The 18,691-nt window shown below is 73.6% G+C and carries 15 protein-coding genes and 1 pseudogene; 10 read left to right on the top strand and 6 right to left on the bottom strand.

All coding sequences use genetic code 11. The features are described from left to right. Positions 1-180: 180 nt before the first annotated feature. Positions 181-1,221, top strand: a complete 1,041-nt coding sequence (gene glpX, locus ACFC0B_RS30705) for a class II fructose-bisphosphatase (protein WP_376093073.1) — start codon at positions 181-183, stop codon at positions 1,219-1,221. Between the two features lie 100 nt (positions 1,222-1,321). Here the strand turns inward: glpX and ACFC0B_RS30710 are convergent, their stop codons facing one another. Together ACFC0B_RS30710 and ACFC0B_RS30715 are read right to left on the bottom strand one after the other, a co-directional pair. After that, a complete protein-coding gene (locus ACFC0B_RS30710) occupies positions 1,322-1,678 on the bottom strand; it encodes a WhiB family transcriptional regulator (RefSeq protein WP_376093284.1) in 357 nt (118 codons plus the stop codon). A gap of 360 nt (positions 1,679-2,038) precedes the next feature. After that, the gene (locus tag ACFC0B_RS30715; RefSeq protein ID WP_376093287.1) at positions 2,039-2,770 is read right to left on the bottom strand and encodes a DUF1707 domain-containing protein; all 732 of its coding nucleotides are present in this window, start codon (positions 2,768-2,770) and stop codon (positions 2,039-2,041) included. Positions 2,771-2,993: 223 nt separating this feature from the next. On the opposite strand from ACFC0B_RS30715, the gene ACFC0B_RS30720 reads away from it, so the two are divergent. Together ACFC0B_RS30720 and ACFC0B_RS30725 are read left to right on the top strand one after the other, a co-directional pair. Then, a complete protein-coding gene (locus tag ACFC0B_RS30720; RefSeq protein WP_376093076.1) occupies positions 2,994-4,661 on the top strand; it encodes a fumarate hydratase in 1,668 nt (555 codons plus the stop codon). 142 nt (positions 4,662-4,803) lie between these two features. Then, positions 4,804-5,015: pseudogene (locus ACFC0B_RS30725) on the top strand (Txe/YoeB family addiction module toxin). Between the two features lie 15 nt (positions 5,016-5,030). Here the strand turns inward: ACFC0B_RS30725 and ACFC0B_RS30730 are convergent. After that, positions 5,031-5,792: a GntR family transcriptional regulator gene (locus ACFC0B_RS30730; protein WP_376093079.1), complete on the bottom strand. Its 762-nt coding sequence runs from the start codon at positions 5,790-5,792 to the stop codon at positions 5,031-5,033. Between the two features lie 212 nt (positions 5,793-6,004). Here ACFC0B_RS30730 and ACFC0B_RS30735 point away from each other — a divergent pair, with 212 nt between their 5' ends. Beyond that, positions 6,005-6,283, top strand: coding sequence for a hypothetical protein (locus ACFC0B_RS30735; protein ID WP_376093082.1), 279 nt, complete (start codon positions 6,005-6,007; stop codon positions 6,281-6,283). Between the two features lie 260 nt (positions 6,284-6,543). Here the strand turns inward: ACFC0B_RS30735 and ACFC0B_RS30740 are convergent, their stop codons facing one another. Then, positions 6,544-6,810: a hypothetical protein gene (locus ACFC0B_RS30740; protein WP_376093085.1), complete on the bottom strand. Its 267-nt coding sequence runs from the start codon at positions 6,808-6,810 to the stop codon at positions 6,544-6,546. 218 nt (positions 6,811-7,028) lie between these two features. On the opposite strand from ACFC0B_RS30740, the gene ACFC0B_RS30745 reads away from it, so the two are divergent. The 3 genes from ACFC0B_RS30745 to ACFC0B_RS30755 all read left to right on the top strand — a co-directional run bounded on the left by ACFC0B_RS30745 (position 7,029) and on the right by ACFC0B_RS30755 (position 13,299). Continuing rightward, positions 7,029-10,007, top strand: coding sequence for a BTAD domain-containing putative transcriptional regulator (locus ACFC0B_RS30745; protein ID WP_376093088.1), 2,979 nt, complete (start codon positions 7,029-7,031; stop codon positions 10,005-10,007). A 685-nt stretch (positions 10,008-10,692) separates the two neighbouring features. Next, positions 10,693-11,388, top strand: a complete 696-nt coding sequence (locus ACFC0B_RS30750; protein WP_376093290.1) for a class I SAM-dependent methyltransferase — start codon at positions 10,693-10,695, stop codon at positions 11,386-11,388. A gap of 99 nt (positions 11,389-11,487) precedes the next feature. Next, on the top strand, positions 11,488-13,299 hold the full coding sequence (locus tag ACFC0B_RS30755) for a SpoIIE family protein phosphatase (protein WP_376093091.1): 1,812 nt from the start codon (positions 11,488-11,490) through the stop codon (positions 13,297-13,299). Positions 13,300-13,359: 60 nt separating this feature from the next. On the opposite strand, the gene ACFC0B_RS30760 is transcribed toward ACFC0B_RS30755, so the two are convergent. Continuing rightward, positions 13,360-15,558: an MMPL family transporter gene (locus tag ACFC0B_RS30760; RefSeq protein ID WP_376093094.1), complete on the bottom strand. Its 2,199-nt coding sequence runs from the start codon at positions 15,556-15,558 to the stop codon at positions 13,360-13,362. 151 nt (positions 15,559-15,709) lie between these two features. Here ACFC0B_RS30760 and ACFC0B_RS30765 point away from each other — a divergent pair, with 151 nt between their 5' ends. Further along, a complete protein-coding gene (locus ACFC0B_RS30765) occupies positions 15,710-16,333 on the top strand; it encodes a TetR/AcrR family transcriptional regulator (protein ID WP_376093097.1) in 624 nt (207 codons plus the stop codon). 9 nt (positions 16,334-16,342) lie between these two features. Here ACFC0B_RS30765 and ACFC0B_RS30770 read toward each other — a convergent pair whose 3' ends face one another. Further along, positions 16,343-17,296, bottom strand: a complete 954-nt coding sequence (locus tag ACFC0B_RS30770; RefSeq protein WP_376093100.1) for a LysR substrate-binding domain-containing protein — start codon at positions 17,294-17,296, stop codon at positions 16,343-16,345. Between the two features lie 188 nt (positions 17,297-17,484). Between ACFC0B_RS30770 and ACFC0B_RS30775 the strand changes: the two genes are divergently transcribed. Next, a complete protein-coding gene (locus ACFC0B_RS30775; RefSeq protein ID WP_376093103.1) occupies positions 17,485-18,036 on the top strand; it encodes a peroxiredoxin in 552 nt (183 codons plus the stop codon). Between the two features lie 3 nt (positions 18,037-18,039). Next, entirely contained in the window at positions 18,040-18,582 is a 543-nt protein-coding gene (locus tag ACFC0B_RS30780; protein ID WP_376093106.1) for an alkyl hydroperoxide reductase, read from the top strand. The last annotated feature ends 109 nt before the right edge of the window (positions 18,583-18,691 follow it).

Here is an 18,691-nt window from a genome sequence, read left to right on the forward strand (position 1 = left end):
CACCCGGGGTCTCCACGTCCGGGTGAAGGGGGGCGGATCCCGCCCGTCCCACCCTCGGCGGGGGACCGCGCCACAGACACCCGTCCCGGGGGCAGATACGATCGCAACACCCTCACCACGGCGTTCGACCTGGCAGTAGTCGGGCGCTCACTGGCCGTCGCGTACAGAGAGGTAACGACGATGACCACGCAGTACCCGCACCACTTGCCCAGCGCCCTGGAGGTCGCGCCGGAGGCTCCCGACCGGAACCTCGCGCTCGAACTCGTCCGGGTCACCGAGGCCGCGGCGCTCGCCGCCGGCCGCTGGGTCGGCCGTGGCGACAAGAACGGCGCCGACGGCGCGGCCGTCCGGGCCATGCGCACCCTCGTCTCCACCGTCTCGATGAACGGCATCGTCGTCATCGGCGAGGGCGAGAAGGACGAGGCACCGATGCTCTACAACGGCGAGCGGGTCGGCGACGGCACCGGCGCCGAGTGCGACGTCGCGGTGGACCCGGTCGACGGCACCACCCTCACCGCCAAGGGCATGAACAACGCGGTCGCCGTCCTGGCCGTCGCCGACCGCGGCACCATGTTCGACCCGAGCGCGGTCTTCTACATGGACAAGCTGGTCACCGGCCCGGAGGCCGCCGACTTCGTCGACATCACCGCGCCGCCGGCCGTCAACATCCGCCGGGTCGCCAAGGCCAAGGGCATCGCCGTCGAGGACGTCACCGTCGTCGTCCTCGACCGCCCCCGCCACGAGGGCCTGGTCCGGGAGATCCGCGAGGCCGGCGCCCGGATCAAGTACATCTCCGACGGCGATGTCGCCGGCGCCATCATGGCCGCCCGCGAGGGCACCGGCGTCGACCTGCTGATGGGCATCGGCGGCACCCCCGAGGGCATCATCGCCGCCTGCGCGATGAAGTGCATGGGCGGCGTGATCCAGGGCCGGCTCTGGCCCAAGGACGAGGCCGAGCGCCAGAAGGCCCTGGACGCCGGGCACGACCTCGACCGGGTGCTCTCCACCGACGACCTGGTCAGCGGCGAGAACGTGTTCTTCGTCGCCACCGGCATCACCGACGGCGAGCTGCTGCGCGGCGTGCACTACCGCCAGGAGACCGCCACCACCAGCTCGCTGGTGATGCGCTCCAAGAGCGGCACCATCCGGGAGATCGACTCCACCCACAAGCTGTCCAAGCTGCGGGCCTACAGCGCGATCGACTTCGACCGCGCCAACTGACCCCGGCAGCACGAAGCGGCCCGCGTCCCGGCGAAATCCCCCTTCGCCGGGACGCGGGCTGCCGTCCGGCGCCACCCGGCGCCCGCGCCCGCCCCGGGGATCAGCCCGCGATCCGGCCGCGCGCCCCCGGGACCCGGGCCGCCTCGCGCAGCTCGGCGTCCCGGCGCCGACGCCGCGCCAGCACCACCCGGCGCTCGGCCGCCGTCAACCCGCCCCAGACCCCGTACGGCTCCGGCTGCGCCAGCGCGTGCTCCCGGCAGTCCAGCAGCACCGGGCACCTGGCACACACCTGCTTCGCCTGCTCCTCACGCGACAGCCGGGCCGCGGTCGGTTCCTTGGACGGCGCGAAGAACAGGCCCACCTCGTCCCGCCGACAGGCCGCGGCGGTGTGCCACGGGTTGTCCTCGCCCGCCGGCTGGGGAGCCGGGGGCCGGTCCAGCAACTGGGCCGCGACCACCGGCGAGGCGGCGGCCGACGGCCGCGCGACCGGCGACGGGGCGGCCGGCGCAGGGTCGGCGGACGAGGTGGTGCGGGACTCGATCGGATGCAGCACGGCCGTACTCCTGACGAGGCTCTCGGACACGGGGAAGCTCGCTCCCCTGCCCAGCTGCGGGCCCCCGTTCGCACCCCCGGGCCGGCCTCAGGCCGCCTCCGCTACGCAGCCGTACAAGAAGCGATGTGCCAGAGGAACTACCCCACGCCCGCGCGATTCATGCACACTGCACGCAACCGACTACAGCCTGCACCCGCCGCAACGGCGAGTGCCCGGTCGGGAGTTGCCCCGAACCGGGCACCGGACCCGCCGTCCGTACCCGGATCAGTCGGCGCCGAGCTGCTTGCGCACCCACTCCTTGAGCTTCTTGCCCCGGCGCGGCTTGGCCTCGCACCCGCCGAACACCGCGGTGCCCTTCACCCGCACCACCGGCGCGTACGGGTCCGCCGCGGTCTGCTCCTTGACGTCGAAACCGCCGAAGATGCCGACGCCGCCGCCGTGCAGGCTGACGTTCTCCGGCACCTTGATCTCCACCCCGCCGAAGATCGCGACCACGTCGATCACCACCTCGGGCGACTCGAACACGGCGTCGGTGAGGTCGATCTCGACCCCGCCGAAGATCGCCACGGCCCGCAGGTTGGACCCCACCCGCCACCGCCCCTTGCGGGACGAGCCGCCGAAGACCGCCAGCATGGTCGGCGCCTCGTTGCGGGCCGGCAGCCGCACCGGGCCCTGCGGCCGCGAACCGGCGGCCGGCTCCGGGGCACCCAGCGGCGGCTTCTCGAAGGAGATCTCGCGGTGCGCCGGGAGGTCCCGGGTCAGCGGCACGAGGTCGCCCAGGGTCTTGGCGCCGTAGGCCGCCTCGATCCGCTCGGCGTGCTCGTCGACGTCCAGCCGCCCCTCGGCGTAGGCGTCGCGCAGCAGCTCGGCCACCCGTTCGCGGTCCGCGTCCGAGGCCCGCATCTCGGCCTGCGCCACCGGGGCGTGCGCGGGCCGCGCGGGCGGCGTCGCCGCGGGCTTGGTCATCGGTACGGGCCCCTGCCCCTGATCGTCCATCTGCTGGTCCTGCGGGTCCTTCGACGGCGAGTTGTCCACGGGGGCAAGCCTAGTCAACGGGCCCGCCCCGGACCCACCCCCGGGTGACCCTGGTCACGCAGGCGGACCTTCCCGCGTGCGGGATATCGGCGGGTCCTACCCTTGAGGGTGGTTTCGCCCCTCCAGGGTGCTTCGCCGACGCAGCCGGAACACCGGCAACACTGGACACCTAAGGACCGCCCCCATGGCTCCCACGCCGGACTTCGAGTACAGCGACCTGCTCCCCCTGGGCGCTGACCCGACCCCCTACCGCAAGCTCACCTCCGAAGGCGTCTCCACCTTCGAGGCCGGCGGACGCACCTTCCTCCAGGTCGAGCCCGAGGCCCTGCGGCTGCTCACCGCCGAGGCGATGCACGACATCTCGCACTACCTGCGCCCGGCCCACCTCGCCCAGCTGCGCCGCATCCTGGACGACCCGGAGGCCAGCCCGAACGACCGCTTCGTCGCGCTGGACCTGCTGAAGAACGTCAACATCTCGGCCGGCGGCATCCTGCCGATGTGCCAGGACACCGGCACCGCCATCGTCATGGGCAAGCGCGGCCAGAACGTGCTCACCGCGGGCGGCGACGAGGCCGCCGTCGCGCGCGGCGTCTACGACGCGTACACCAAGCTGAACCTGCGCTACTCCCAGATGGCCCCGGTCACCATGTGGGACGAGAAGAACACCGGCAACAACCTGCCGGCGCAGATCGAGCTGTACGCGACCGACGGCGACGCCTACAAGTTCCTCTTCATGGCCAAGGGCGGCGGCTCGGCCAACAAGTCGTACCTGTACCAGGAGACCAAGGCGATCCTGAACGAGGCCGGCATGCTCTCGTTCCTGGAGCAGAAGATCCGCTCGCTGGGCACCGCGGCCTGCCCGCCGTACCACCTGGCGATCGTGATCGGCGGCACCAGCGCCGAGTTCGCGCTGAAGACCGCCAAGTACGCCTCCGCGCACTACCTGGACAACCTGCCGACCTCCGGCGACGCGAAGACCGGCCACGGCTTCCGCGACCTGGAGCTGGAGGCCAAGGTCACCGAGCTGACCCAGAAGATCGGCATCGGCGCCCAGTTCGGCGGCAAGTACTTCTGCCACGACGTGCGGGTCGTCCGCCTGCCGCGCCACGGCGCCTCGCTGCCCGTCGCGATGGCCGTCTCCTGCTCGGCGGACCGCCAGGCGCTCGGCAAGATCACCGCCGAGGGCGTCTTCCTGGAGCAGCTGGAGACCGACCCGGCGAAGTACCTGCCGGACACCACCGACGAACACCTCGACGACGACGTCGTGCGCATCGACCTCGACCAGCCGATGGCCGCGATCCGCGCCGAGCTCTCCAAGTACCCGGTGAAGACCCGCCTCTCGCTCACCGGCACCCTGGTCGTCGCCCGCGACATCGCGCACGCCAAGATCAAGGAGCGCCTGGACGCCGGCGAGGGCATGCCCAAGTACCTGCAGGACCACCCGGTCTACTACGCCGGCCCGGCCAAGACCCCCGAGGGCTACGCGTCCGGCTCCTTCGGCCCGACCACCGCCGGCCGGATGGACTCCTACGTCGACCAGTTCCAGGCCGCCGGCGGCTCGATGGTCATGCTCGCCAAGGGCAACCGCTCCAAGCAGGTCACCGACGCCTGCGCCCAGCACGGCGGCTTCTACCTCGGCTCCATCGGCGGCCCCGCCGCCCGCCTCGCCCAGGACTGCATCAAGAAGGTCGAGGTCCTGGAGTACGCCGAGCTCGGCATGGAGGCCGTCTGGCGCATCGAGGTCGAGGACTTCCCGGCCTTCGTCGTCGTCGACGACAAGGGCAACGACTTCTTCCGCGAGACCACCGAGGGCCCGCTCATCACCAACCTCCGGGTCCGCTCCAAGGAGTAGCGCTCCCCCGCTTCCGCCACCGCCCCGGCCGCGCCCCGCGCCCGGGGCGGTGGCGTCTCCGGCCGGCGATTCGGCCTCGCGTTCCGGCGACGCCGTCCTGATGTCCGCCGAGGACTACGACTCCTGGCAGGAGACGATCTACCTGCTGCGCTCCCCCGCGAACGCCCAGCGCCGCATGGCGGCCATCGCCCGCGACAAGGCCGGCGACCCGTTCAGCGGGACCGGCAAGCCGGAACCCTGAAGGGCGACCTCGCCGGCTACTGGTCGCGCCGGATCGACGACGAGCACCGCCTCGTCTACCGCGCCGACGAGAAGGAAGTGAAGATCCTGAAGGCCCGCTACCACTACCAGTGAGGCGGGCGGCGGCGGTCAGGCGTCGAAGTCGTACTCAAGGACGTAGGAGGCCGCGTCGAGGGTCATCTCGTTCAGCTCGACGACCTGGCCCTCGTCGGCGAAGGCGGTGCGGCAGATGAGGATGACGGGGGTGCCGGCGGAGAGCCCCAGGCGGGCCGTCTCCTCGGCGTTCGGCATGCGGGAGCGGACCTCCTCGCGGAAGTGCACCGGCTTGGCGCCGATCTCGGCCAGCCGGGCGTAGGTGCCGCCCGGGCCGGTGTCCTCGCGGGTGATCGCGGTGCCCGCGACCAGGCCCGCCGGTAGGTAGGAGGTCGAGAGCAGGACCGGCTTGCCGTCCAGCACGAAGCGCCGGTGCCGCACGCACATCGGCTCGCCCGGGTCGACGCCGAGCACCCGGGCCACGTGCTCCGGTGCGCCCTGCTCGGTGACCGAGACCTGGTCGACGACGAGGCTGCGGCTGTCGATGTCGGCCGACCATATCGAGCGGCCGGAGCCCCACTGCCCCTGGGCGAGCCGCTGGATCCCGCGCCGGCGCAGCGGCCGGAAGTCCCGGACGAAGACGCCCGCCCCGCGGCGGGCCTCGGCGATGCCCTCGCTCTGCAGGACGCCGAGCGCCTGGCGGGCGGTCATCCGGGCCACGCCGTACGCGTCCATCAGGTCGTTCTCGCCGGGGAGCCGGTCGCCCGGGCGGTACTCGCCGGCGTCGATGGCCGCCTTCAGCGTGTCGGCGATCCGTTGGTACTTGGGCTGCTTCTCGCCGCCACTGCTGCCGACCATCGCCTTCTCCCTCGTCCTCCGCCAGAAATGGTAGGCGCGCCTTCGGTCTGCGGTCAGCCGATAGGACCGGTTCGACCGTTGACATCTCTAGAGATATTAGCTTCTCTAGAGATGCTGGGTAGTCGCCGAGCAGAGCCGAACCAAGCCAAGCCACGACAGCGACCAGGGCCGGCCACCACCGTCGCCGCGCCCGAGCAGCAAGGAGCAGCGCGGTGAGCATTCGGAAGCGCGCCGCCGCGGCCTACCGGCCGCGCGTGGGGGAATCCGTCCTCGACACCAGGACCGGACGCACCGGCATCTACATGGACACCATCGGTGGGGAGCACTACCTCCGGCCGCCCGAGGGCGGCTGCGAGTGGACCGCCCGCCCCGAGCACGTCGCCCCCGCGGCCCCGGCCGGCGGCGGGGGCGCCGACACCGATCCGGCGGGGCGCGACGGGCCCGCCGGACGCGCCGGCCCCGCGACCGCCGCCCCCGCCCACGCGGCCTGACGCCCGCGCCTCCGGGCAACCCCACCGGCGGATTCCGGCCACCGGACCCTCCGCCGGACGTGCGAGTGCCCCGCACCGCCGGGACGGCGGGGTGCGGGGCACTCGGGCGATGTGTGGGCTACGGGTGACCGGCGATGATGCCGGCGGAGGCGCCGGTGGCCGTCACGAGGTAGCCGGTGGTCACCACGATCGTCGAGACGGCGACGACCGCGAGGCGACGGAGCGTGTTCAAGCGTTCCCCCCAGGAACTGCCGGTGCGCTTACGGGTGGCTGGCGATGATGCCCTGCGGCTCGCGCTCGGTGGCCGCCTCGCCGTCGCCCGCCGTCTCGGTCTCCGCGATGTACTGGGCCTCGTCGCCGAAGAAGTCGTCCTCCAGGTCGGCCTTGCGGTCGGCGGAGGGCTCGGCGTACTCGGCCGGGGCCGAGGTCGCGGTGACCGCGCCCTCGACGACCTCGCCGGCCTGCGCGGCGACGGCCTCGCCGGCCGGCACCGTCGCCACGGGGGATTCACTCTGGTCGTTGGCCATGCGTCGGCCGCCTTTCGGTCATCGAACTGTCTTCCGCCCCACCGGATCGGCGCGAGCGCGGGCTCAGTATCGTAGGGTTGATTAAATGTCCGATAAACATCGTGCGGCTGACCGTGCCGTCCGGCAGAGTCGGCCCCCCGCCTAAGCTGAGGCCACCACAAGGGCGGAACCGCCGAGCGCCCTACCGGGAAATCGACACCAGGCCATCGGGGGACCACATGGAGTTGCGGGAAACGCCGCCTGCACCGGCGCTGCGCTTCCAGGTACTCGGTCCGGTCCAGGCCTGGCTCGACGGCAGGCAGCTCGCCCTCGGTTCACCGCAGCAGCAGGCCGTCCTGACGATGCTTCTGCTGCACGCCGGACGCCCGGTGACCACCCAGGACCTCGTCGACGGCCTCTGGGGCGACCGGCCGCCCGCCCAGGCCGTCGCGGCGCTGCGCACCTACGTCTCCCGGCTGCGCTCGGTCATCGAGCCCCGCCGCGAGGTGCGGCGGCCCGCCGAGTTCCTCGTCTCCGTCGCCGACGGCTACGCCCTGCACATCCCGGGCGAGGCCCTCGACATGACGGTCTTCGAGCACCTCTCCGCCGAGGCCGCGACCGCCCGCAACGCCGGGGACCTCGACAACGCCCACCGGCTGCTGGTCCGCTCGCTCGCCCTGTTCGCCGGCCGCCCGCTCACCGGCGTCCCCGGCCCGTACGCGGACGCCCAGCGGCTGCGGCTGGGCGAGCGGCAGGTCTCGGTCGCCGAGGAGCGGTGCGCGCTCGCCCTCGACATCGGCCTGCACGCCGAGGTCGTCGGCGAGTTGAACTCGCTCACCGCCGAGCACCCGCTGCGCGAGCGGCTGCGCGAGCTGCTGATGCTCGCGCTGTACCGCTGCGGCCGGCAGGCCGAGGCGCTCGGCGTCTACACCGACACCCGCAAGCTGCTGATCGACGAGCTGGGCGTCGAACCGGGGGCCGGACTCTCCGCCATGCACTCCCGGATCCTCGCCGCGGACCCCGCGCTGACCCTTCCCGCCGCGCCCGCGGCGCCCGCCGCCGCCCGCGAGGAGGGCCCCGCCGCCCCGCCGGCCCCGGCCCAACTGCCCGCCGACGTGTCGGACTTCAGCGGCCGCTCGGAGATGGTGGCCGATCTGTCGGCCGTGCTGATGAACGCCACCGGCCAGGCCGTCGTGGTCACCTCGCTGGCCGGCATCGGCGGCGTCGGGAAGACCACGCTCGCGGTGCACGTCGCCCACCGGGTGCGCGCGGAGTTCCCGGACGGGCAGCTCTACGTCGACCTGCGCGGCGCGGGCGCCTCGCCCTCCGACCCGGCGGTGGTGCTCGGCGACTTCCTGCACTCCCTGGGCGTCACCGAGAACCCGGACTCGCTGGAGCAGCGCGCCGCCCTCTACCGCTCGCTGCTCGCCAGCCGGCGGATGCTGATCCTGCTCGACAACGCCCAGGACGCCGAGCAGATCCGGCCGCTGATCCCGGGGGTCTCCAGCTGCGCGGTGCTCGCCACCAGCCGCTCCCGGCTGGCCGGCATCCCCGGCGCGCACCTGGTGGACGTCGAGGAGCTGACGCCGGAGGAGGCGCTGGCGCTGTTCTCCGCGATCGTCGGCGAGCAGCGCGTCGCCGCCGAACCGGAGGCGGCCATGGCGGTGGTGACCGCCTGCGGCTTCCTGCCGCTCGCCGTCCGGATCGCCGCGGCCCGGCTCGCCAGCCGTCCGCGGTGGAGCGTCTCGGACCTCGCCCGCCGCTTAGCCGATCAGCGCCGGCGCCTGGACGAGCTCCAGCTCGGCAACCTCGCCGTGGAGACCACCATCGGGCTCGGCTACGGCCAGCTCTCCCCCGCCGAGGCCCGCGCCTTCCGGCTGCTCTCGGTGGTCGACTCGCCGGACCTGCCGCTGCCGGCGGTGTCGGCGCTGCTCGGGGTGGACGAGACCGAGGCCGAGGACCTTGCCGAGGCGCTCGTCGAGGCCAACATGCTGGAGACCTTCTCCGCGGGCCGCTACCGGTACCACGACCTGCTCCGGCTCTACGCGCAGCGGCAGAACGAGCGGGTCGGGGACGTCGAGGAGCAGCAGGCCGCCGTCCTGCGGGTGCTCGACCTGCTGCTCGCCACCGTCCGCAACGCCGCCCAGGCCATCGAGCCCGACGACCAGCTGCCCGAGCCGCTGAACGCGCCGGGCTCCACCGGCATCCCGCTGATCACCAGCGAGTACGCGCAGGAGTGGATCCGGGCCGAGATCGGCCTGCTGCTCAGCTCGGTCGAGGCGGCCGTCCAGGGGCCGAGCGGACTGCTGCGGCCCGCCGTCGACCTGCTGATCATCCTGGACAGCCTGGTGGAGGACCCGACGCACGGGCCCCGGGTGCGCCGGATGCTGGAGACGGCCGAACGGAGCGCGGAGGAGCACGGGGACGCGGCGGCGCTCGCCCGGGTGCACTTCGCCTTCGGCACCCTGCAGTCCGTCACCGGCGACTTCCAGAGCTCCGAACAGTCGCTGCGCAAGAGCCTGGACCTGCTGGGCCCGGCGGACATGACCGTCATGCGGTCGGCGGCGGCCAACACCCTCGGCATCATCCTCAGCCTGGGCAACCGCCCGGCCGAGGCGGCGCCGTTCTTCGAGCAGGCCCTGGTCATCAGCCGCGTCGTCGGCACCCCGATCGGCGAGGCGCGGCTGCTCGCCAACCTCGCCCGGGCCCAGCTCGGGCTCGGACAGGTCGAGCGGGCCGTCCGCTCGGTCACCGAGGCGGTCGCCACCGCGCGCGCCTCGAAGAACGGCCCGTGCCTGGCCGACACGCTCTACCAGCTCGGCGTGGTCCTCTCCTCCGCCGACGATCCCGCGACCGCCGCCGAGCACCTGCGCGAGGCGCACCGGCTCTACCGGTCGCAGCAGAACCGGCTGCGCGAGGGCTACACGCTCGCCCGGCTCTCCTCCTCGCTGCTCGCCGCCGGCCAGCAGGCCGAGGCCGCCGAGGCGGCGGAGGAGTCCCTGGCGATCGGACTGGAGATGGACTCCGCCTACTGCCAGGGCCTGGCCGACGCGGCGCTGGGCGAGGCTCTGCTCTCCCTCGCCCAGCCCGCACGTGGCCTGGCGTGCCTGCGCGAGGCCCACGCCATCTTCACGCGGCTCGGTGTGCCCGAGGCCTCCCCCGTGGCGGACCTCATCTCCCAGCAGCACACCGAGCCCCTCTCTCCCCCCGCGCCGTAAGGCCTCCGCTCCCCCGTGTCCCCCCTGGAGGCCTTCCCCCGTGAGCGTCCGGCGCTCCCGCAGCCCCCCGGCTGCGGGAGCGCCTTCAACGCTTCCCCGGCGCTGGACTCCACTGTGCACCGGCCCGATTGACGTTCAATAAACGCCTGCTTGCCGACCCGACGGCCGACGAAACCGCAGGTCGGCGCGGGTACGGCGGCCGACCGTACGGTGCGCGGCGCCCGGCCGCACCGCCCCGGCACGCGCCCCGCGCTTCCGGGGAGGGGCGATGTCGGCCAACCGCCGCGAGTTGGCCGGAAACGGACCCCATCGCGGAGTGATCGCGCATATTCTCGGATGCCAGTACACACACGGGTGCCCTTCTCCGGTGAAGCAATCCGGAAAAGGCAGCGCGGCGGCGCTCCCGCGGTGCAGAGTGTCTCTGTGCAAAGAGTCTGTGCAGAGTGTCAGCGTGCAGTCAGCGTGGCAATGCAGTCATTGTGACGCGGGGAGCGTGACGTACCGCCACCGGCAGCGGGCCGGCGGGGCAGCGCGGCGCCGGGAGCAGACGGCGGTCCGGCCCCGCGCCTCGTCCAGCCGACCGGAGGCCCGGCCGGAAAGGTGCCTCTCAATCGTGACGACCGGACAGATATCGGATCCGTTCCCCGTCGACGAGGACGCGGGTGGCGACGACGGGTCCGACGTCCTGCGCCGCCGCGCCGCGCGCGCCCTGCAGGCGGTGGCCTTCGACACCATCGGCACCGGCTACGCGGAGGCGTTCCCCTCGAAGGACGGACAGCTGGCCTGCGGACGCCGGCTGCTGGCCGCGCTGGAGCCGGGCGCCGCGGTGCTGGACGTCGGCTGCGGCAACGGCGACCCGACCGTCCGCCAGCTCACCGCGGCCGGGATGCGGGTCACCGGGGTGGACCTCTCGGACGTCATGCTGACCCTGGCCCGGCAGGCCCGCCACCCGGGCCCGCACCCGCCCGTCCTGCACCGCATGGACATGTACGACCTCGCCACCGAACGCGCCCGCTCCGCCTGGAACATGCCGGAGCTCGGCCCCGCCGGGCGCGGCACCTTCGACGCGGTCACCGCCTTCTTCTCGCTGATCCTGCTCCCCCAGGACGAGATCCCCACCGTGCTGGGGCGGCTGCGCGACCTGCTGCGGCCCGACGGGCTCCTGGCGCTCGGTATGGTCGAGGCGGACCTCGACCACGTTCCCCTGCCGTTCCTCGGCCGGGAGCTGCGGATCAGCGGATACCTGCGGGAGGATCTCGAACGGGTCCTGCTGGCCGCCGGGTTCACGGTCGAGGAGCGGGAGGGGCGTCCGTACGCGCCCGCCAGCACCTCGCTGCCGCCGGAGGAGCAGCTCTTCCTCCGTTGTCGGCGGGTCGGCTGACCGGCCGGACCGCGGACCGCAGGCAGACCGAGCAGACCAGGCAGACCAGGCAGTCCCCCGACAGACCACAGACCGTACCGATCCCCAGGACAGGCACCCGTGCGCGACCAGCTCAATCCCGAGGCCGGAGAGCCGCCTGCCCTGCCGACCCCGCGCCGTCCGTCGTCGCCCCCGGAGCACGTCCCCGAGCGCCTCGCCTACCTCGACTCCGCGACCCGGCGGATCAACAGCGCGCTCGACCTGGCCGCCACCCTGCGCAACGTCGGCCGGGTACTCGTCCCCGCCCTCGCCGACGCCGCCGTCGTCCACCTGCGCGACCCGCTGCCCAACGTCGAGCGCGAGCCCGGCTTCCCCGAACAGCTCCGGATCCACCACAGCCAGGGCACCCGGCTGGGCCGGCGCGGCCGCCCGGCCGGCGACGACCGCCGCGACCGCTACGGGAGCCGCTACGGCGCCCGCTCCACCGCCGACCCCGGCCCGGCCACCCCGGTCACCCGCGGCGGCGCGCTCGCCCACACCCTGCTCAGCCGCCGCCCCGCCGAGGCGGTCGTGCTCGGCACCGGCGAGGACGGCGGCCGCGCCCGCACCACCGAGCTGCTGCGCGAGCTGTACGGCTCCCGCGGCCTGGCCCGGCTCAGCCCGGGGACGTCGGTGCTCGCCCTGCCGCTGCGCGGGCGCAAGACCGTCCTGGGGCTGCTGGTGCTGATCCGGCGCCCGCCCGCGAAGAGCGGCCGGCCCTCCTTCGACGCCACCGACACCGCCACCGCCGCCCACCTCGCCACCCAGGCCGGGCTCGCCGTCGACACCGCGCTGCGCTACGCCCGCGAGTGGGAGATAGCCAACGAGCTCCAGCGCAGCATGCTGCCGCTGCGGCTGCCCCAGCCGCACGGCGTCCGGCTCGCCCAGCGCTACCTGCCCGGCGAGCGCGGCGCCCAGGTCGGCGGCGACTGGTACGACGCCGTCCCGCTGCCCGGCAACCGGGTCGCCCTGATCGTCGGCGACGTGATGGGCCACTCGCTCACCTCGGCCGCCATCATGGGCCAGCTGCGCACCAGCGCGCAGACCCTGGCCGCGCTCGACCTCCCGCCGCACGAGGTGCTCTACCACCTGGACGAACAGGCCCAGCGGCTCGGCCGCGAACAGCACCTGGCGACCTGCGTCTACGCCGTCTACGACCCGATCGCCAACCGGGTGGTGCTCGCCAACGCCGGCCACGTGCCGCCGGTGCTCGTCCAGCCGGACGGCGCGGCCGAGTTGCTCGACCTGGAGGCGGGCGCGCCGATCGGCGTCGGCGGGGTCGACTTCTCCTCCGTCGAACTGCCCGCGCCGCCCGGCTCGGCCCTGCTGCTGTTCACCGACGGCCTGGTGGAGACCCGCAACCGGCCGCTCAGCGACGGCCTCGAACTGCTCCGCGCCCGGCTCGCCGGCGCCCACCGGCACGCGCCCGAGCACCTCTGCCAGGAGGCGCTGCGGATCCTGCCGCCCGGCGACCGGGGCGACGACATCGCGCTGCTGGCCGCCTGCTTCGACGGCATCCCGGCCGGGGACGTCGCGCACTGGTACCTCCAGCCGCGCCACGAGACGCCGGGCCGGGCGCGCCGGCTGGCCGCGCACACGCTGCGCCGCTGGGGTCTGGAGGAGCTGACCGAGGCGACCGAGCTGATGGTCAGCGAGCTGGTCACCAACGCCGTCCAGCACGCCACCCGCCCGGTGACGCTGAGTCTGGTCCGCACCACCCGGCTGCGCTGCGAGGTCGGCGACGACAGCCCGCTGCTGCCCCGGCCGCGCCGGACCGGGCCGGAGGACGAGCGCGGGCGGGGCCTGCAGATCGTGGCCCGGTGCGCCGAGCGCTGGGGCGCGACCCGGCTGGGCACCGGCAAGGTGGTCTGGTTCGAGCAGCGGCTGCCGTGACGCGCGGGGCCGCCCCGGGCGCGGTGCGCCGGGGGCGGCCCTCGGTCGGGCCCGGGTCCGTCAGACCCGCTCGGACACCTTGGCGTCCTGCGCGGTGTCGCTCCCGGCGGGCTCCAGCCGGGCCATCAGCTGCTCGCCCTCCATGTCCACCCGCGGCACCACCTTGTCCAGGCTCTTCGGGAACCACCAGGCGGCCCCGCCGAACAGCGCCATCGCGGCCGGCACCAGGGCCATCCGCACCACGAAGGCGTCCACGAACACGCCCACCGCGAGGGCGAAGCCGATCGGCTGGACGATCGGGTCGTGGCCGAAGACGAACGAACCGAAGACCGCGATCATGATCAGCGCGGCCGCGGTGACCACCCGGGCGCCGTTGCGCACCCCGGCCACCACCGCCTCGCGCGGCGCCATGCCGTGCACATGGTGCTCCTTCATCCCGGAGACCAGGAACAGCTCGTAGTCCATCGCCAGCCCGAACAGCACGCCGATCAGCAGGATCGGCACGAAGCTGACCACCGGGCCGACCTTCGGCACGTCGATCAGGCCGTCCAGCCAGCCCCACTGGTAGACCGCGACGACGGCGCCGAGCGAGGCCGTGATGGAGAGCAGGAAGCCCGCCACCGCCTTCAGCGGCACCAGCACCGAGCGGAAGGCCAGCGCCAGCAGCACCAGCGCGATGCCCACGATCACCGCGACGAACGGCGGCAGCGCGTCGGCGAGCTTGGCGGAGACGTCGATGTTGGCCGCGGTGGTGCCGGTGACGTCGATCCGCGCGCCCGTCCCGTCCTGGATCGCGTCGCGCTGGTCGCGGATGTCGGTGACCAGCTGCCGGGTGTCGGCGTGGTCCGGGCCGGTCTTCGGGATGACCGGGACGAGCGCGGTGCCGCTCGGCCCGTCGAGCTGCGGCGGGAGCAGGGTCTGCACGCCGGGCAGCGTGGCGAGCCGGCCCGCCACGCCCTGCACGGCCTGCTCCGGCTGCGCGGTGCCGGCGGCGTCGACGACGACCACCAGCGGGGCGTTGAAGCCGGGGCCGAAGCTGTGGTCCACCAGGTCGTACGCGGTGCGGGCGTCGGTGCCCTTGGCCTGGGAGCCGCCGCCGGGCAGACCGAGGGTGAGGCTCGCGGCGGGCACGGCCAGCGCGATCAGCGCGGTGAGGCCGGCCAGCAGGACGGCGAGCGGGCGGCGGACCACGAAGCCCGCCCAGCGCTCGCCGAGCGTGGTGCGCCCGGTGGTCCGCAGCGCGCGCCGCCAGACCGGCAGCCGGTCGATGCCGCGGCCGGCGAAGCCGAGCAGGGCGGGCAGCAGGGTGATCGCGACGAGCACCGCGATCACGACGGCGCCGGAGGCGGCCAGGCCCATCACGGTCAGGAACGGCACCCCGGCGACGGCCAGGCCGGCCAGCGCGGCGACGACGGTGAGGCCGGCGAAGACCACCGCGCTGCCGGCGGTCGCGTTGGCGCGGGCCGCGGCCTCCTCCGGCTCCAGCCCCTCGGTGAGGTGGCGGCGGTGCCGGGAGAGGATGAACAGGGCGTAGTCGATGCCGACCGCCAGGCCCACCATCAGCGCCAGCACGGGCGCGGTGGAGATGATCTCGAACGAGCCCGCCACCGTGAACACCCCGGCCATCGCGACACCGACCCCGATCAGGGCGGTGACCAGCGGGAGCCCGGCCGCGACCAGCGAGCCCAGGGTGACCACCAGGACCAGCCCGGCCACGATCAGGCCGATCACCTCGCCGCCGTCGACCTGGGCCATCTCGTTGTAGGCGTCGCCGCCGAAGGCGACCGTGACCCCGGCCGCGCGGGCCGGGTCCGCCGCCGCCCGGACGGCGTCGCGCTGCTGGTCGGTGATGTCGCCGAGCGCGCCGTCGAAGGAGACCAGGCCCAGTGCGACCTTGCCGTCCGGGGAGAGCGCGCCGGTGGTGTACGGGTCGGGGACGCCCGCGACGCCCGGGACGGCGGCGATCCGGGCGACCGCCTCGCCGACCGCCCTGGCGTTCTCGGGGGCGGCGATGCCGCCGGGCGCCTCGGTGGCGAAGACCACCTGGGCGGAGCCGCGGCCCTGTTCGGGGAAGGTGCCCTTGATCCGGTCCAGGGTGGCCTGGGCCTCGGTGCCGGGGACCTTGAACTCCTCGGAGGTCGTGCCGCCGAAGGCCGCCGCCGCACCGCCGACGGCGATCAGCAGGGCCAGCCAGACGGCGAGCACGGTACGCCTGCGGCGGAAGCAGAGGCGGCCCAGGCGGTACAGGTACGTGGCCATGCGTACACCTTCGGGTCGGGTCGTCGGGGCTGGTCGCCCAGTCGTCCGCACCACCGTACGCGCAACTTGTTCATGTGACAAAGTCGACCGACGAGAGTGTGTGATGCAATCGATCGATCCAGTTGTGTGAACATGGCGATACCCTGGCCCAATGGCTCATGTCCCGGCCGCCGAACGGCGCCCCCAACTCATCCAGGCCGCCATCGACCTGATGGCCCGCGAGGGCGTGGCCGCCGGCAGCACCCGCGCCATCGCGGCCGAGCTGGGCGTGGCGCAGGCGACGGTGCACTACACCTTCGGCACCAAGAAGGACCTCTACCGGGCCGTCGTCGAGCAGCTGACCGCCGAATTCATCGGCCAGGTACGGGCGTCCGCGCCGGCCGAGGGCCCGTTCGGCGAGCAGGTCCGCACGATGGTCCACGCCCTGTGGGACAGCGCCGTCGGCGAGCGCGGCAAGTGCGCGCTGATCACCGAGTTCTCCGCGCTGGCGCTGCGCGACCCGGACCTGCAGGAGATCATGCGGGCGGTGCAGCACGAGATCGAGGCCACCGCCGCCGAACTCCTCACCGGCCTCGCCGACGCCCACGGGCAGCCGCTGCCGCTGCCCGCGCAGGAGATCTCGGTGTACTTCCTGGCCGGCTTCAACGGGCTGACCGACCGCTACCTGGTCCTCAAGGCCGCCGGCGAGGACCCCGAGGAGGAGTCCCGCCGGGCGCTCGACCTGCTGGTCGCCACCACGGTCGGCCTCTGCCTCGGCGCGCCCGCGCAGGCCTGACGGCCGGCCCTACGGCTCGACGATCCGGACCGGCAGCTCGGCCAGCACCTCGCGCAGCGTGGCGGCGAAGCGGTCGTACTCGGAGCTGCGGGCCGAACCCGGCCGGGCCGCGAGGCCGATCCGGCGCCCCGGCGCCGGCGCGGCGAAGCGGACGGCGGCCAGCCGGTCGGTGCGGCCCGCCTCGACGTCCAGCGCCGTGGCGGGGAGCAGGGTCACCCCGAGGCCGCCGGCCACCAGCTGCACCAGGGTGGACAGGCCGGCCGCCCGGGTGGTGGAGCCGGCCGGGTCGGCGCCGACCTCCCGGCAGATGTCGAGGGCCTGGTCGCGCAGGCAGTGGCCCTCCTCCAGCAGCAGCACGTCCAGGTCGAGCAGCACGTCGCGCGGCACGTCGACCCGGCCGGCCAGCTCGTGGTCGGGCGGGGCGACCAGGACGAAGTCCTCGTCGAACAGCGGGATGTCCCGGGTCGGCGCGCTGCCGCCGGCCGGCAGCGCCAGCAGCAGCAGGTCCAGCCGCCCGGCGGCCAGCCCCTCCAGCAGCGAGGGCGTCCGCTCCTCGTGGACGTGCAGCTCCAGGTCCGGGTAGCGGTCGCGGACCAGCCGCAGCACCGTCGGCAGCAGGTACGGCGCGACGGTCGGGATGACGCCCAGGTGCAGCGGCCCGGTGAACGGTCGGCGGGCGGCCTCCACCTCCTCGGTGAGCGCCTGCAGCGAGGCGAGCACCCGGCGCGAGTGCTCCAGCACGCGCTCCCCCAGTGGAGTGATCATGACCCGGCGCGTCGTACGCTCGACGAGCTGCGCGCCCAGCGACTCCTCCAGCGCCGCGACCGCCCCGGAGAGCGCCGGCTGGCTCGTCCCGGTGGCCGCCGCGGCCTCCCGGAAGTGCCGGTGCTCGGCCACCGCCACGAAGGCCCTGAGCTGGGCGACCGTGGGGGTGCGGGGGCTGCGCGAGGTGGCGTTCGCCACAGTCGCGTCGGGTTTGCGGGCGGGAGCCCTGCGACGGGCGGGGCGGGAGGGGGGTGCGGGGCTGTTGATAACTCTCTCCGATCAGACACATCGAGTGTAGCTATTTCCCTGATCAGTCCACGATGTGGAATGGTGGAAGCCGTTCCGCAAACCGGACAAACTCCCCACCCCTCACAGGAGAAGCGAACGTGCTGACGATCGGTGACCAGTTCCCGGCCTACAACCTCAAGGGCGTGGAAGGCCCGTCCGCCGACAAGCTGGAGTTCAAGGACTACACCTCGGAGGACCAGAACGGCTGGAAGGTCGTCTTCTTCTGGCCCATGGACTTCACCTTCGTGTGTCCGACCGAGATCGCCGCGTTCGGCAAGCTGAACGAGGAGTTCGCCGACCGCGACGCCCAGATCCTCGGCGTCTCCGGCGACTCGGAGTTCGTGCACCACGCCTGGCGCAAGGACCACAAGGACCTCAACGACCTGCCGTTCCCGATGCTGGCCGACATCAAGCACGACCTGATGCGCGCCTGCGGCGTCGAGAACGCGGACGGCACCGCCCAGCGCGCCGTCTTCATCGTGGACCCGAACAACGAGATCCAGTTCGCCATGGTGACCGCCGGCTCCGTCGGCCGTAACCCCAAGGAGGTCCTGCGGGTGCTGGACGCCCTGCAGACCGACGAGCTGTGCCCCTGCAACTGGAACAAGGGCGAGGACACCCTCGACGCCCAGGCCCTCCTGGCGGGCTGACCCATGGCCCTCGACGACCTGAAGTCCGCCCTCCCGGACTACGCCAAGGACCTCAAGCTCAACCTGGGCTCGGTCATCGGCAACTCCGACCTCCCCGCCCAGCAGCTGTGGGGCACCGTCCTCTCCTGCGCGATGGCCACCCGCAGCCCCGCCGTCCTGCGCGAGCTGGAGCCCGAGGCCAAGGCCAACCTCTCCCCGGCGGCGTACAACGCCGCCAAGGGCGCGGCCGCGATCATGGGGATGAACAACGTCTACTACCGGACGCTGCACCTGCTCTCCGACAAGGAGTACAGCAGCATGCGGGCCGGTCTGCGGATGAACATCATCGGCACTCCGGGCGTCGAGAAGGTCGACTTCGAGCTCTGGTGCTTCGCGGTCTCCGCGATCAACGGCTGCGGCCAGTGCCTCGACTCCCACGAGGCCGTGCTGCGCAAGGCCGGCGTCGACCGCGAGGTCGTCCAGGCCTCGATGAAGATCGCCGCCGTCCTCCAGGCCGTCGCCGGCGTCCTCGACTCCGAGGCCGCCCTCGCGACCGTCACCGCCTGACTCGCACCACCCCGAACGGGCCCCTCCCCCGGACTCCCCCCGAGTCCCGGCGGAGGGGCCCGTTCGCGTACCCGGAACGCCCGTCCGCCCGGGAACCGGGGAGCCGGAG

The sequence above is a fragment of the Kitasatospora sp. NPDC056184 genome (genome assembly GCF_042268405.1).
Classification (GTDB): domain Bacteria; phylum Actinomycetota; class Actinomycetes; order Streptomycetales; family Streptomycetaceae; genus Kitasatospora.

What these genes read in the sequence shown, in the direction of transcription:
- glpX (WP_376093073.1), top strand. Translation starts at nt 181, where the DNA reads ATGACCACGCAGTACCCGCACCACTTGCCCAGCGCCCTGGAGGTCGCG.
- ACFC0B_RS30760 (WP_376093094.1), bottom strand. Translation starts at nt 15,558, where the DNA reads ATGGCCACGTACCTGTACCGCCTGGGCCGCCTCTGCTTCCGCCGCAGG.
- ACFC0B_RS30745 (WP_376093088.1), top strand. Translation starts at nt 7,029, where the DNA reads ATGGAGTTGCGGGAAACGCCGCCTGCACCGGCGCTGCGCTTCCAGGTA.
- ACFC0B_RS30765 (WP_376093097.1), top strand. Translation starts at nt 15,710, where the DNA reads ATGGCTCATGTCCCGGCCGCCGAACGGCGCCCCCAACTCATCCAGGCC.
- ACFC0B_RS30720 (WP_376093076.1), top strand. Translation starts at nt 2,994, where the DNA reads ATGGCTCCCACGCCGGACTTCGAGTACAGCGACCTGCTCCCCCTGGGC.
- ACFC0B_RS30780 (WP_376093106.1), top strand. Translation starts at nt 18,040, where the DNA reads ATGGCCCTCGACGACCTGAAGTCCGCCCTCCCGGACTACGCCAAGGAC.
- ACFC0B_RS30730 (WP_376093079.1), bottom strand. Translation starts at nt 5,792, where the DNA reads ATGGTCGGCAGCAGTGGCGGCGAGAAGCAGCCCAAGTACCAACGGATC.
- ACFC0B_RS30740 (WP_376093085.1), bottom strand. Translation starts at nt 6,810, where the DNA reads ATGGCCAACGACCAGAGTGAATCCCCCGTGGCGACGGTGCCGGCCGGC.
- ACFC0B_RS30715 (WP_376093287.1), bottom strand. Translation starts at nt 2,770, where the DNA reads ATGGACGATCAGGGGCAGGGGCCCGTACCGATGACCAAGCCCGCGGCG.